13 protein-coding genes are annotated in these 13442 nt (G+C 58.5%); 12 read left to right on the forward strand and 1 reads right to left on the reverse strand.

The annotated features are described in order from the left end of the window. Positions 1 to 354: 354 nt before the first annotated feature. The 10 genes from MR935_RS07800 to eno all read left to right on the forward strand — a co-directional run bounded on the left by MR935_RS07800 (position 355) and on the right by eno (position 10038). Positions 355 to 993: a hypothetical protein gene (locus tag MR935_RS07800; RefSeq protein WP_290572498.1), complete on the forward strand. Its 639-nt coding sequence runs from the start codon at positions 355 to 357 to the stop codon at positions 991 to 993. 256 nt (positions 994 to 1249) lie between these two features. Continuing rightward, complete coding sequence (locus tag MR935_RS07805; RefSeq protein ID WP_290572500.1) at positions 1250 to 1411, forward strand: YlcI/YnfO family protein; 162 nt, start codon at positions 1250 to 1252, stop codon at positions 1409 to 1411. A 128-nt stretch (positions 1412 to 1539) separates the two neighbouring features. Next, a complete protein-coding gene (locus MR935_RS07810; protein WP_290572502.1) occupies positions 1540 to 2079 on the forward strand; it encodes an RNA polymerase sigma factor in 540 nt (179 codons plus the stop codon). Beyond that, entirely contained in the window at positions 2027 to 2971 is a 945-nt protein-coding gene (locus tag MR935_RS07815; protein ID WP_290572503.1) for a hypothetical protein, read from the forward strand. Before MR935_RS07810 ends, MR935_RS07815 begins: the two co-directional genes overlap by 53 nt. Positions 2972 to 3100: 129 nt before the next feature. After that, positions 3101 to 3586 carry a tRNA (uridine(34)/cytosine(34)/5-carboxymethylaminomethyluridine(34)-2'-O)-methyltransferase TrmL gene (gene trmL / locus MR935_RS07820; protein ID WP_290572505.1) on the forward strand — a complete coding sequence of 162 codons (486 nt, stop codon included), beginning with the start codon at positions 3101 to 3103 and terminating at the stop codon, positions 3584 to 3586. Between the two features lie 14 nt (positions 3587 to 3600). Further along, positions 3601 to 4476 carry a DegV family protein gene (locus MR935_RS07825; RefSeq protein ID WP_290572507.1) on the forward strand — a complete coding sequence of 292 codons (876 nt, stop codon included), beginning with the start codon at positions 3601 to 3603 and terminating at the stop codon, positions 4474 to 4476. A 214-nt stretch (positions 4477 to 4690) separates the two neighbouring features. Further along, entirely contained in the window at positions 4691 to 5881 is a 1191-nt protein-coding gene (locus MR935_RS07830) for a phosphoglycerate kinase (RefSeq protein WP_290572509.1), read from the forward strand. Positions 5882 to 5980: 99 nt separating this feature from the next. Beyond that, positions 5981 to 6751 (forward strand): triose-phosphate isomerase, encoded by a 771-nt coding sequence (tpiA, locus tag MR935_RS07835; RefSeq protein ID WP_290572511.1) that lies wholly within the window; start codon positions 5981 to 5983, stop codon positions 6749 to 6751. Between the two features lie 114 nt (positions 6752 to 6865). Next, positions 6866 to 8551 (forward strand): 2,3-bisphosphoglycerate-independent phosphoglycerate mutase, encoded by a 1686-nt coding sequence (gpmI, locus tag MR935_RS07840; RefSeq protein WP_290572513.1) that lies wholly within the window; start codon positions 6866 to 6868, stop codon positions 8549 to 8551. Positions 8552 to 8718: 167 nt separating this feature from the next. After that, positions 8719 to 10038: a phosphopyruvate hydratase gene (eno, locus tag MR935_RS07845; RefSeq protein WP_290572515.1), complete on the forward strand. Its 1320-nt coding sequence runs from the start codon at positions 8719 to 8721 to the stop codon at positions 10036 to 10038. 70 nt (positions 10039 to 10108) lie between these two features. Here eno and epsC read toward each other — a convergent pair whose 3' ends face one another. Then, complete coding sequence (epsC, locus tag MR935_RS07850; protein ID WP_290572564.1) at positions 10109 to 10777, reverse strand: serine O-acetyltransferase EpsC; 669 nt, start codon at positions 10775 to 10777, stop codon at positions 10109 to 10111. A gap of 147 nt (positions 10778 to 10924) precedes the next feature. Between epsC and MR935_RS07855 the strand changes: the two genes are divergently transcribed. After that, positions 10925 to 12127, forward strand: a complete 1203-nt coding sequence (locus MR935_RS07855; RefSeq protein WP_290572517.1) for a nucleotide sugar dehydrogenase — start codon at positions 10925 to 10927, stop codon at positions 12125 to 12127. Between the two features lie 131 nt (positions 12128 to 12258). Continuing rightward, positions 12259 to 13422 carry a peptidylprolyl isomerase gene (locus tag MR935_RS07860; RefSeq protein ID WP_290572518.1) on the forward strand — a complete coding sequence of 388 codons (1164 nt, stop codon included), beginning with the start codon at positions 12259 to 12261 and terminating at the stop codon, positions 13420 to 13422. The last annotated feature ends 20 nt before the right edge of the window (positions 13423 to 13442 follow it).

Below are 13442 nucleotides of genomic sequence, written 5' to 3' on the forward strand. Positions count from 1 at the left end.
CAGTCGGTTAAAATCTACCGCCGCATCTATTTTTCTCAGCAGATGGTCTTGGGGGACCAAGCTCTCTGTGTCTACCATTTCTACAATTCCACGATCCAGTTTTCCACGCTCCAGCATCTTTCATCACCCATACTCATTTTACCATATGCATAGGAAAAAGCCCAGCCGTAGCCGGACTTTTTCGACAGGCTGAAGCGCGTACCGGGGCGGTACGCGCTTTTTTGCTGAACTTACTGTGACTTTCTTGTACATATCGTGCATTGACATCTGTCAAAAAATGTATTATAAAATACATAATCTGGTGCACGATTTGTGATGTGAGTAAATTAACAGATGATGAAGGAGGAAACAAAGATGAAAAAACTATTAGCGCCTTTGTTTGCTTACTGCTTGATTCCACCTGCAATAGCATTATCCCCCTCGGATATGCCTAAAGATTTGCTTACTTTAGAACAATATCAGCAAATGCTCAATGAATCTTTCCCTGATGAGGATGGTGTAACAGTAGAAATTTGTCAAATGGGTGAAGTTTCTTATTCAGATGCCCTCCATACAATCCAAGAGTTGAAGAAGGCGGAAGATGGTTTTCAAGTAATTGTATCGCCGATGAACTCCCGGGTTGCAGTGCCATATGTCATGCCAAGAACATATTATTTTATCAATACCGTTTCTGTTGTTTGCAATAAAGGTCCATTCGTCATTATTCCGGCTCAGGCTGATTTTGAGGTGTTCATTAGCGGCACTGTCGATTTGCAAAATGAGACTGTGATCAATGTCAGCACTTTTTCTGTTTTGCAAACTTATAGCGCTAATTTAGAAAAGTGTACGTTTGATAAGAGTTACCAACTAAATTATCCATATGTTGGTGATGTGCTCTATCGTATTAGCGGAACTGCAACCTTTGCATACACAGAGCCTAACGGAACAGTTCTTCGCTATAATTATCCGATTACTATAATGGAGAATTTTACAGCGAGCAAGTTCATTGGGTGAGGTTAATATAGGTATGGTTTATTTCTCAATAGTTTTTAATTATGCTACTCAAATTACTCAATTTATCTGCTATGTTATGCTTATATTAGCCTGCAATAAGTATTTGAAGAGCAGATAGTGAGCATTTTTTCAGTTATAGCGCGACTTGAATCAATCATAAAAAGGGTGTTTTCTACTTCTTCCTTTAGACATGAAATAAGTGCATAATAAAAGCACAAATGTATTGCGTGGTGTATTGCATATGAGGAAGTTTAAAATGCCCAGAGTGCCGCAAAGCACAACCAAGTCGATTCGCTTTCCCAACGACGTAATCGAGCGGGTGGAAAAGGCCATCGTGGGCAGGGACTGCACCTTTACGGCGTTCGTCGTCGAAGCGGTGCGCGTCGCGTTGGACAATCTGGACGAGGAAGACGGCTGAGACGGGTGCTCAGCCGTCTTTTTTGCGCGCTGCCCGGAGATGACAAACCAACACACAAAAATTTTTGTTTTTCGCAGAACAATTTTCCTGTCTGTCCCGTGTTGTTTGCAGAAAGGAGGATATGGGCTATGCAAAATATACTGCGTTCCGACGCATTCCTCTGCCAAGCCATGGAGACGCACGGCGACGCCGTTTACCGGCTGGCGCTGTGCCGTCTGGGTAGCCGTGCGGATGCGGAGGACGTATATCAGGAGGTGTTTCTCCGCCTGCTGCGCGACACGACCGATTTTCGGGACGGCGAGCACCTCAAGGCGTGGCTGCTGCGCGTTACGCTCAGCCGGTGCGGCGACCTGCGCCGCGCCGCGTGGTTCCGACGCACTGCGCCGCTGGAAGCCGCGCCCGACGCGCCCGCCCCGGAGCAGGACGACCACGGCGACCTGTGGCAGGCGCTGCGCAGCCTGCCGGACGCGCTGCGCACGGCGGTCTGGCTGCATTATGTGGAGGGCTACGCCACCGAGGAGATCGCCGCGCTGACCGGCAGCCGGCCGGCAACGGTGCGCACCCGGCTGCACCGCGCACGCAAACAACTAAGATGCATGTTGGAGGGAGAAGACGATGAAGAACATCAACGAACTGAAGTGCTTGCACGATATTCAAGCACCCGATGAGCTGAAGCAAAGCACCCTTGCCGCCGTGCGCTCTCTCCGCCGGGCGCAGCAGCAGGATACGCCGCAGCATCTTGCGCCTGCGCCGCGCAACCGCTTCGGCATGGCCAAGCGGCTGCTGGCTGGAGCCTGTGCCTTTGGCGTGATACTGGGCGGCGCGGCCGTATGGCGCACACGCGGCGGCGAGCAGCCCACGGGCGATGTGGTGGCGAGCGCCATCGCGCATTCCTTCGGCTTTGTGGCCTATGCCGCCGACACGGGTGAGTTGATCGAGCCGCGAGATAGCCGTATTGTGTTCGAAAATGGTGCGGGCGTGGACGACCCTGAAAAGGGCTTTTACTCAGGCTGTCTGTTCCGGGTGACGGGTGAGAATATCCAGTCGGTCAGCGCGTCGATGAGTAAGGGCGCGCTGTACCGCACGAAGACGATCAAGGGGCAGGGCGACGAATGGGTCGACGCCATCCACCAGCGCACCGCCCCGGAGATCAATGGAGCCGATCAGGTTATGGTCTCCGGCCTCGAGGACGATGAGGGCAATATGCAGATGTTCGCTGACCTTGCATGGACGCTGGAAAACGGCTTTACGGACACATATGACCCGGACGTGAGCTATGGCTTCTGGGTAGCGCCGGGCGTAGGTGAGCTGGGCGCGGATGCCGACTTGCGCGAGGCGTGGCATCATAAGGTGGATATGTTCAACGGCGCGATGCTGACCGTGACCGTCACCTTTATCGACGGTGTGCAGCAGACCAAAACGCTCACGCTGCACACCGGCAAGCTGGCGGTCGAATACCCCGATGACGGCAGCGGCCCGGTCTACACCGGCGAGGTGCTGACCGACGCGCAGGCCGCCGAGCGGGGCTACCTGTACGGCGTTTACGCGGAAATCGGATAAGGATACGTTTTTTTCTCCCCTGCGCGGCGGCGCGGGGGAGATTTTTTGTGAAAAAGCGCGCAAAATGCTTGAAAAAAATGCGCGCGTCGCATAGAATAGAGATGTACTACTGAAAAATGAGGGTGGAATATGCTGCATATCGTTCTCGTCGAGCCTGAGATACCGCAGAACACGGGCAACATTGCCCGCACCTGCGCGGCCACCGGCTGCGTGCTGCATCTGGTCGAGCCGCTGGGCTTCCAGCTTGACGACAGGCGCATGAAGCGGGCGGGGCTGGACTATTGGCATCTGCTCGACGTGCGGATGTATCCCGGTCTGGATGCGTTTTTTGCCCAAAATCCGGGCGCGCGCTGCTTTTACGCCACCACCAAGGCGCCGCGCGCTTATCATGAGGCTACGTACCGCGACGGCGATTATCTGGTGTTCGGCAAGGAGACGCGCGGCCTGCCCGAAGAGCTGCTGGCCGCGCACCCGGAGCGCTGCGTCCGCATCCCGATGCGCGAGGGCGCGCGGAGCCTGAACCTGTCAAACTCCGTTGCGGTCATCGCGTTTGAGGCGCTGCGGCAGACCGGATTTGAAAACTTAAAGCGCGCGGGCGCGTTCCCGCGGGCATGAAGGAGAAGTACCACATGGAAAAGATACATATCCTGACCGATTCGGCCGCCGACATCCCTGAGGAGCAGGTCGAGGCGCACGGCATCGAGATCGTGCCTATCACAGTGACGCATGAGGGGCGCACCCTGCGGGAATATTACGATATAACGCCTGCGGAATACTGGAAGCTGCTGGAGGAGAGCGCCACCGTGCCGACTACCTCGATGGTCACGCCCGCACAGTTTCTGGACGCTTACCGCCGCGCGCACGAGCGTGGCTGCACCCATCTGCTTGCCGTGCTCATCAACGCCGCAGGCTCGGGCACCTATCAGGCCGCCTGTCTGGCGCGCACCATGTTCCGCGAGGAATATGGCGAGGGAATGCGCATCGAGCTGGTCGACTCGGCAACCTATACCTATATCTACGGCCACATCGTCGTGCTGGCCGCCAGGATGCGTGATATGGGCGACAGCTTTGACGCTATCCTCGGCGTGGTCAAGAGCCGCCTCAGCCGGGTCGAGTGTTACCTCGGTGTGTACAACCTCAGGCACCTGAAAAAGTCCGGGCGCATCTCGGGCGGCGCGGCCTTTGTCGGCGAGGCGCTCGGCCTTAAGCCGATCAGCCATGTGTACAACGGCGCGGTGACTGTGTGCGACAAGGTGCGTGGGGAAAAGGCGCTCGTCGCCGGGCTGATCAAAAAGGTATCCGCGCGCGTGGTGCAGCCGGAAAAGCAGACCGCGCTGCTGCTGTACGGCAGCGTGCCCGCCGCGCGGATCGACGAGATGGAAAAGCGCCTGCGCACAGAAATCGGCTTCGGCGCGGTCACGCGCTGCCCGATCGGCCCGTCGGTCATCACCAATACCGGCCCGCAGGCGCTGGCCGTCGCGTTTTACGGCGCGCCGCGCGCCTGAGAGAAATTGGGCATGTTGTTTAATATTTCACAAGTATTTGCCCGAAAACGCAAATATTCTCTAAAAGACAGCAATATGCGAAGGTTTTTTGCAAATTTGCTTGCTAACTGGGGGAAAAACGAGTATAATTCTGTCTTGGAAGCGGAATTCTTCAAGTGGAAGGCCGTTCCCGCCGCCATCGTCCATCATTTATATCTTTAAGGAGAGGTATATTATGCAATACAACAAAAAGAGTGTCGAAGACATTGACGTAAACGGCAAGAAGGTCATCGTTCGCTGCGACTTCAACGTGCCGCAGGACGAGAGCGGCCGCATCACCGACGATAAGCGCATCGTCGCTTCGCTCGAAACCATCAAGTATCTGCTCGGCCATAACGCGGCCGTTATCCTGTGCTCGCACCTGGGTCGTCCGAAGGGCGAGTTCAATATGAAGTATTCGCTCGCGCCGGTCGCCGAGCGTCTCAGCGAGCTGCTGGGCATCGACGTTAAGCTGGCAAAGGATGTTGTCGGCCCGGACGCGAAGAAGCTGGCCGCCGAGGTAAAGCCTGGCGAGGCCATCCTGCTGGAAAATGTCCGCTTTGAAAAGGGCGAGGAGAAGAACGACGCCGCGCTGGCCAAGGAAATGGCCTCGCTTGCCGAGATCTACGTCAACGATGCATTCGGCACCGCGCACCGCGCGCACGCCTCGACCGCCGGCATCGCCGACTATCTGCCCGCCGTCTGCGGCTTCCTCATCAACAAGGAGATCTCGATCATGGGCAAGGCGCTGTCCGATCCGGCGCGCCCGTTCGTTGCCATCCTCGGCGGCGCGAAGGTCTCCGACAAGATCAACGTCATCAATAACCTGATCGACAAGTGCGATACCGTTATCATCGGCGGCGGCATGGCCTACACCTTCTCCAAGGCGCAGGGCGGCTCGATCGGCACCTCGCTGTGCGAGGAGGATAAGCTCGAGCTGGCGCTCGGTCTCTTCAAGAAGGCTGCGGACAAGGGCGTTAAGCTGCTGCTGCCCGTGGACACCGTCTGCGGCGACCACTTCGGCGCGGACGCCGAGCCGGTCGTATACGAGGCCGGCAAGCTGCCCGAGGGCATGATGGGTCTGGATATCGGCCCGAAGACCGTCGAGCTGTTCTCCGCGGCTGTGGCGGACGCGGGCACGGTCGTCTGGAACGGCCCGATGGGCGTGTTCGAGTTTGACGCCTTCGCGGTAGGCACCAAGGCGGTGGCCAAGGCGATCGCGGGCTCGAAGGCAGTTTCGATCATCGGCGGCGGCGACTCTGCCGCGGCGGTCGAGAAGCTCGGCTTTGCCGATAAGATGACCCACATCTCGACGGGCGGCGGCGCTTCGCTTGAGTTTTTGGAGGGTCTGGAGCTGCCGGGCATCGCCTGCCTGCAGGATAAGTAAACCGGCGCGTTTATAACGGAGCGGTCTCCGCTCCGTGGCATACTTAAACAGTTGGGACGGGCAGAGCCGTTCTGAATTTTGAAAGGGGCAAAACCAACAATGAATCGCAGATACCGTAAGACCATCATCGCGGGTAACTGGAAGATGAATAAGACACCGGCTGAGGCCAAGGCGCTCATCGAGGAGATGAAGCCGCTGCTTTCCAAGACCAAATGGTGTGAGATGGTGCTTTGCGTACCGTTTACCGATATACAGGTCGCTGTCAAGGCGGCCAAGGGCTCGAAGATCGCCATCGGTGCGGAGAACATGCATTTTGAGAAGGCCGGCGCGTTCACCGGCGAGATCTCCGCCGATATGCTCAAGGAGCTGGGCGTCAAATATGTCATCATCGGCCATTCCGAGCGCCGCCAGTACTTCAACGAGACCGACGAGTCCTGCAACAAGAAGGTACTCGCCGCGTTGGCCGGTGGCCTGCGTCCGATCCTGTGCGTGGGCGAGTCGCTGGCTGAGCGCGAGCAGGATGTGACCATGGAGGTTATCCGCAAGCAGCTCAAGATCGCCCTGCAGGGCGTCGCGGTGGAGGACGTGAAGAAGGTCGTCATCGCCTACGAGCCGATCTGGGCGATCGGCACGGGCAAAACCGCCACCGCCGAGCAGGCGGGTGAGGTCTGCGGTGCGATCCGCGATTGCCTGCGCGAGAAGTACGGCGCGCGCGCCGCACGCGGCATCACCGTCCAGTACGGCGGCTCGATGAACGCCCAGAACGCCGCCGAGCTGCTCGCGCAGCCCGACGTGGACGGCGGCCTGATCGGCGGCGCCTCGCTCAAGAGCGCCGACTTCGCGGCCATTGTCGAAGCCGCCAACCAATAAGAAAATACTGCGGTAAGAGAGCACCCGTGCTTGCGCACCGCGCTGCGGGAGGGGACACCGGGTAGCTGCGTTGTCCCCTTTCGCCCGCTTTGTAAAGGAGTTGTTTGAATTTCAATGAGGAGAATCCAAGCGCAAAAGCCCGCCGCTAAGGCTGCGGCAACGCCTGCGGCTGAGGAAATCAAGACCGGCGCACCCAAGGCTGAGCCTGCGTCTGCCAAAAAGCCCGCCGCCAAGCAGACGGCGGACAAGAAGACTGCGCCGAAAAAGGCCGCTGCCAAGTCCGCGCCTAAGAAGCCGACCGCGCTCATCATCATGGACGGCTTCGGCCACCGCGATGAGGTCAAGGGCAACGCCATCAAGGTGGCCAAGACCCCCAATCTGGACAGGATATTCAGCGAAAACCCGACGGTCGATATCGGTGCATCCGGCTTGGATGTCGGCCTGCCGGACGGGCAGATGGGCAATTCCGAGGTCGGCCACACCAATATCGGCGCGGGCCGCATCGTGTATCAGGAGTTGACGCGCATCACCAAGGCGATACAGGACGGCACGTTCTTTGAGAACGAGGCGCTGCGCAGCGCGATCGACCAGTGCAAGTGGTTTAATTCCACGCTGCATATCTTCGGCCTGCTGTCGGATGGCGGCGTGCATTCGCACATCGACCACATGTTCGCTCTGCTCGAGCTGGCGCGCCGCAGTGGTTTGCGCAAGGTCTGCTTCCACTGCTTTATGGACGGCCGCGACACGCCGCCGCAGTCGGGTATCGAGTATATCGACCGCCTGCAGGCCAAAATCAACGCGGTCGAACTTGGCTGCATCGCCACCATTTCCGGCCGGTACTACGCGATGGACCGCGACAACCGCTGGGAGCGCGTGGAAAAGGCCTATGACGCGATCGTAAACGGCGTTGGCGAGCACGCAGCTTCGGCGCACGAGGCGATGCAGGCCTCCTACGACGCGGGTGTGACTGACGAGTTCGTTGTACCCGTAATCGTGACCGAGGGCGCGACCGTGCAGAACGACGACGCGATCATCTTTGCAAACTTCCGCCCCGACCGCGCGCGTGAGATCACCCGTGCCTTTGTGGACGATGCGTTTACGGGATTTGCGCGCGACAAGCGCAATATCCACTATGTTTGCATGACGCAGTACGACGCGACCATCCCGGGTGTGGAGATCGCCTTCAAGCCGCAGTCGCTGCAAAACACCTTTGGCGAGTATATTTCGGACAAGGGACTGACCCAGCTGCGCATTGCCGAGACCGAGAAGTACGCGCATGTCACGTTTTTCTTCAACGGCGGCGTGGAAAAGGAGTACCCGGGCGAGGACCGTGCGCTGATCCCCTCTCCCAAGGTGGCCACTTATGACCTTCAGCCGGAGATGAGCGAGCCTGCCGTGACGGAGGAGTGCGTCAAGCGCATCCTGTCCGGCAAGTACGACATGATCGTGCTCAACTTCGCAAACTGCGATATGGTTGGCCACACCGGCGTGTTTGATGCCGCCGTCAAGGCCATCGAGGCCGTGGACGAGGGCGTGGGTAAGGTCGTTGACGCTATCCTCAAGATGGATGGCCAGTGCCTGCTGACCGCCGACCACGGCAACGTTGACCAGATGCTGGACGCGGACGGCGTTACCCCGTTCACCGCGCACTCGACCAATCCCGTGCCGCTTGCGATGATCGGCCACAAGGGCAAGCTGGCCGAGGGCGGTGTGCTGGCTGATATTGCACCGACGCTGCTTGCGATGATGGGGCTGCCCCAGCCGGAGGAGATGACCGGCAAGAGTCTGCTGATCGTCTAAGGGGGACTTCCACCTCTTAGCTGCGAAAAAAGTTTCGCAGAAGCTTTTTCGATAACCCGCATCCCGTCCGCAGCGGCGCGGGTTGTGGTATGTAAGTCAGGCAAAGCCTGGCTCGCATAGGGAATAAAATGCGTTCCTTAAATTTTAATATAAAGGAGAAAACAACTATGAAGGGCTACATTGAAATCGTTGATGTACTCGGCCGTGAGGTCATGGACTCCCGCGGCAATCCGACCGTCGAGGTCGAGGTCTATGTTGAGGGCGACACCGGCGCCTATATGGGCCGCGCGGCCGTTCCGTCCGGCGCTTCGACCGGCATTTTCGAGGCTTGCGAGCTGCGTGACGGCGATAAGTCCCGCTACAACGGCAAGGGTGTGCTCAAGGCGGTCGATGCAGTCAACGGCGAGATCGCTGAGACCATCATCGGCATGAACGCGCTCGACCAGCAGGCCATCGACAAGGCGATGATCGAGGCGGACGGCACCCCCAACAAGACCAAGTTCGGCGCAAATGCGATTCTGGGCGTGTCTATGGCGGTTGCCAAGGCGGCGGCTGAGGCGCTCTCGATGCCGCTGTACAACTATATCGGCGGCTGCAATGCCAAGACTCTGCCGATGCCCATGATGAACATTCTCAACGGCGGCGCGCACGCGACCAACAACGTTGAGATTCAGGAGTTTATGATCATGCCGGTTTCCGCGCCCTCCTTCCGCGAGGCGCTGCGCCGCTGCGCAGAGGTGTTCCACCAGCTCAAGACCACGCTCAAGGAGAACGGCACTCCGGCCGCCGGCGTGGGCGACGAGGGCGGCTACGCGCCCAACCTGAAGAAGGACGAGGACGCGCTCAAGGTCATCGTGCAGGCCATTGAGGAGGCCGGCTACAAGCCCGGCGAGGACTTCATGATCGCCATCGACGCTGCCTCCTCCGAGTGGTGGAACGATGAGGAGAAGTGCTATATCCAGCCCAAGTCCGGCCGCAAGATGACCCAGCAGCAGCTGGTCAAGATGTGGAAGGGCTTTGCCGAGAAGTACCCCATCATCTCCCTTGAGGACGGCATGGCTGAGGAGGACTGGGAAGGCTGGGCGATGCTGACCAAGACGCTGGGCGACAAGATCCAGCTGGTCGGCGATGACCTGTTCGTTACCAACACCAGCCGCCTGTCCAAGGGCATCGAGCTGGGCGTTGCCAACTCCATCCTCATCAAGGTAAACCAGATCGGCTCGCTGACCGAGACCCTCGACGCAATCCAGATGGCTAACCGCGCGGGCTACACCGCCGTCGTTTCGCACCGCTCGGGCGAGACCGAGGACGCGACCATCGCGGATATCGCCGTGGCGCTCAACGCCGGCCAGATCAAGACCGGCGCGCCGAGCCGCACTGACCGCGTTGCCAAGTACAACCAGCTGCTCCGCATCGAGGAGGAGCTTGGCGAGGACGTGGCACAGTATCCCGGTAAGACCGCGTTCTTCAACCTGAAGAATAAGTAAAAAACGGCAAAAGGGCCGCTTCCCGTAAGGGAAGCGGCCTTTGACGTTGCCGGAAGCTGGCAGCGGGGCGTCACTCGTCGGCCTCGCGCTCGTACTGCTCCTCTTTTTTGAGCTTTTGCTCGCTGATATAGATGCGGTGCTGCAAGCGGCACAGCTCCTGCGACACGGGATCGGGCAGGTTGATTTGGTCGAGCGAGTAGGAGGGGGACGGGCCGACGCGCTGGCCGTCTATCTTGACCACGCGCGCCTTGACCCCCACGACGGTCGAGTTGGGCGGCACCTCTTGCAACACGACGGCATTTGCGCCGATGCGGCTGTTGTCGCCCACCTTGAACGGGCCGAGTACCTTGGCGCCTGTCGAGATCAGCACGTTGTTGCCGATGGTCGGGTGGCGCTTGCCGGTGTCGTGTCCGGTGCCGCCGAGGGTGACGCCGTGGTAGATCGTGCAATCGTCTCCGATCTCGGCGGTCTCACCGATGACGATGCCCATGCCGTGGTCGATGAACAGGCGGCGGCCGATGGTTGCGCCGGGGTGTATCTCGATACCGGTCATATGCCGCGCAAACTGCGAAAGCGCGCGGGCAAGGAAAAAGTGCCCCCGTTGGTACAGCCAATGCGCCGGACGGTGGTAAATCAGCGCATGAAAGCCTTGGTAGAGCAAAAAGACCTCAAGCGTGGTGCGCGCGGCGGGGTCGCGGTCGCGGATCGAGCGCGCGTCATCGAGCAGGCCCTTGAAAATCATAATAATCATCCTCCCTGAACGGGTGTGAATGGCGGTGTATATTTCATTATAGACGGTTTATCCCGAAAATTCAAACCTTAGATTGAAATTCAACAGAAAAGTGGTATAATGATTAAAGAATGTCGATAAAGAGGTTATGATATTATGAAAATTACTGTCATGGGATTGGGTTATATCGGCCTGCCCACTGCGATCACACTCGCGGAGGCCGGCTTTGAGGTATGCGGCTTTGACGTGAACGAGCAAACGATCGAGACGCTGCGGGGCGGACACATCCACATCGTCGAGCCAGGCTTGCAGCAGGCGTTTGAGACCGCTGTGGCGCACGGGCATCTGCATTTTTCCGGTGAGCTGCATCCGTCAGATGTGTTTTACATCGCCGTGCCCACGCCCTTCTATCAGGATGAGACGGGCAGCCATAAGGCCGACCTAACGTATGTCGAGTCTGCCGGGCGCATGGCGGGCAAGGTGCTGGAGGCATCCAATCTGGTCATTCTCGAATCGACCGTGCCGCCGCACACGACCGAGCTGCTCGCCCGCGTGCTGTCCGAGGAGTCCGGCATTCCGATGGACAAGCTGCACGTCGCGCATTGTCCGGAGCGCGTCATCCCTGGCAATATGATGTACGAGCTGAAGAACAACGACCGCATTGTCGGCGCGCGCACGCCCGAAGCGGCCGAGATGGCAGCCGCCATCTACGAAAAGGTGCTGGAAAAGGGCGTGGTGCACAAAACGGACGACCTGACCGCCGAGATGTGCAAGCTGACCGAAAACACCTTCCGGGATGTCAACATCGCTTACGCCAACGAGCTGTCAGTCATCTGCGACAAGATGGGCATCGATGTGTTTGAGCTGATTCGGCTGGCCAACTGCCATCCGCGCGTCAACATCCTGACCCCGGGCGTCGGCGTGGGCGGACACTGCATCGCGGTCGACCCGTGGTTCATCTATGAGCAGTTCCCGGCTGAGGCCAAGGTCATTCTGGCCGCGCGGGAGCGAAACGAAAACAAGCCGCGCTTTGTCGCGGATAAGGTCGTCGGCGCGCTGCGCAAGGTGACGGACACGGTCGGCGTGCTCGGCCTGAGCTACAAGCCCGACGTGGACGATATGCGCGAGTCACCCTCGATCGAGCTGTGCCACATCTTACAGCAAAAGGGTGTGCGTGTCATCGCCTGTGAGCCGTTTGCCGAGGCGGATGAGGTGCAGGGCATCCCGAACGTCTCCTTCGAGGCGCTACTCGGCAAGGTGGACTATCTGGTGATTACACTTGGGCATACTTTATTCAAAGATAACAAAAAGTTGATTGCTGAAAAGCCATATTACGACTGCGTTGGCCTGATGGAGTGAGAAGGAGCCGTAAAAGCCGGGCTGAGCACGCGCCTTTGTGATGATTTTGTGTCTTTGCTTGTCTTTCGGCGGAGGGCGTGCTATAATAAACCGTATGTTCAGCTTTAATTTAGACAAGGAGAGTTCCAAACATGAGAAAGAATATGCAGCGTGCGATCGCGCTGGTTATCATGCTGGCGGTCGTGGCCGGGGCGCTCATGTGGCGCAGGTCGAGTACCTCGTTCACCTATGAGCCGCTGGCGAGCGGTGCGCCCACCGTCATGACGGTCAACGGAGACGCCATTCCGGCGGACGAATACGCGACCTATTTCTATTACAATATGCAGTACTATACCAACCTGTACGCGCAGTTTTACGGTCTCATGGACATCTGGGACGATCCCGAGATGGCGGATATGATGGGCGCGGCGCTGCCGGTGGACGCGCGTAATCAGGCGGTGTACACCCATGTGCTGCTGCAGGAGTTTGACAAGGCCGGCCTGTCGCTGACCGACGCGCAGCAGAGGGAGCTGTACGACGTCCGGCAGGATCTGATCGAGCAGTCAGGCGGCTATAACAACTATATCATGAAGATCGCGCTGGGGGGCTTTACAGACCAGACCTATAGCAACTTCATGTATCTCAGTCAGGTCTATGCGGCGCTGGACGAGTATTATTTCGGTGAAAATGGACTGAACAAGCCGAGTGAGGACGAGCTGAAGGCCTACTTCCGTGACAACTATATCTCGGCCAAGCACATTCTGATTGGCACGACCGACCCGATGACCGGCGAGGTCAAGCGCACCGAGGAGCAGGCCAAGGCCGACGCGCAAAAGGTGCTCGACCGCCTGAACGCGGGCGAGGACTTTGACGCCGTGATGAACGAGGTCAGCGAGGATACCGGGCTGGCCAGCAATCCGGACGGCTATATCTTCACCAAGGGCGATATGGTCGAGCCATTCTACGAGGGCGCCAAGGCACTGACCGAGGGTCAGATCTCCGCGCTCGTCAAGAGCGATTACGGCTATCACATCATCAAGCGTGAGCCGCTGAACACCGAAGGCCAGTACCAGAACTATCAGGATGCCATTGCGGGCGCGCTCGGCAGAACGATGGATGTGCTGCTCGACCAGTGGATGAGCGAGGCCGACGTGCAGACGACCGAGCTGTTCGACCAGATCAGCTACCAGAACGTGGCCGACTACCTGCCTGCTGAGCAGCAGGCTGCCGAAGTCGAGGCCGAGAAGGTTCTTGAGCAGAGCGCGCAGGCCGAGCTGCAGGCTGACCTGAGCGGCGGGGAGGACACGGCGCAGTAAAGCCTGTGCGCCGCGCAGGA

The sequence above is a fragment of the Agathobaculum sp. genome (assembly GCF_022775115.1).
In the GTDB taxonomy this organism is placed as follows: Bacteria; Bacillota; Clostridia; order Oscillospirales; family Butyricicoccaceae; genus Agathobaculum.

Excerpts from the sequence above, each read along its gene's own strand:
- MR935_RS07800 (WP_290572498.1), top strand. The coding sequence starts at position 355 with ATGAAAAAACTATTAGCGCCTTTGTTTGCTTACTGCTTGATTCCACCT.
- MR935_RS07805 (WP_290572500.1), top strand. The coding sequence starts at position 1,250 with ATGCCCAGAGTGCCGCAAAGCACAACCAAGTCGATTCGCTTTCCCAAC.
- MR935_RS07810 (WP_290572502.1), top strand. The coding sequence starts at position 1,540 with ATGCAAAATATACTGCGTTCCGACGCATTCCTCTGCCAAGCCATGGAG.
- MR935_RS07815 (WP_290572503.1), top strand. The coding sequence starts at position 2,027 with ATGAAGAACATCAACGAACTGAAGTGCTTGCACGATATTCAAGCACCC.
- trmL (WP_290572505.1), top strand. The coding sequence starts at position 3,101 with ATGCTGCATATCGTTCTCGTCGAGCCTGAGATACCGCAGAACACGGGC.
- MR935_RS07825 (WP_290572507.1), top strand. The coding sequence starts at position 3,601 with ATGGAAAAGATACATATCCTGACCGATTCGGCCGCCGACATCCCTGAG.
- MR935_RS07830 (WP_290572509.1), top strand. The coding sequence starts at position 4,691 with ATGCAATACAACAAAAAGAGTGTCGAAGACATTGACGTAAACGGCAAG.
- tpiA (WP_290572511.1), top strand. The coding sequence starts at position 5,981 with ATGAATCGCAGATACCGTAAGACCATCATCGCGGGTAACTGGAAGATG.
- gpmI (WP_290572513.1), top strand. The coding sequence starts at position 6,866 with ATGAGGAGAATCCAAGCGCAAAAGCCCGCCGCTAAGGCTGCGGCAACG.
- eno (WP_290572515.1), top strand. The coding sequence starts at position 8,719 with ATGAAGGGCTACATTGAAATCGTTGATGTACTCGGCCGTGAGGTCATG.
- MR935_RS07855 (WP_290572517.1), top strand. The coding sequence starts at position 10,925 with ATGAAAATTACTGTCATGGGATTGGGTTATATCGGCCTGCCCACTGCG.
- MR935_RS07860 (WP_290572518.1), top strand. The coding sequence starts at position 12,259 with ATGAGAAAGAATATGCAGCGTGCGATCGCGCTGGTTATCATGCTGGCG.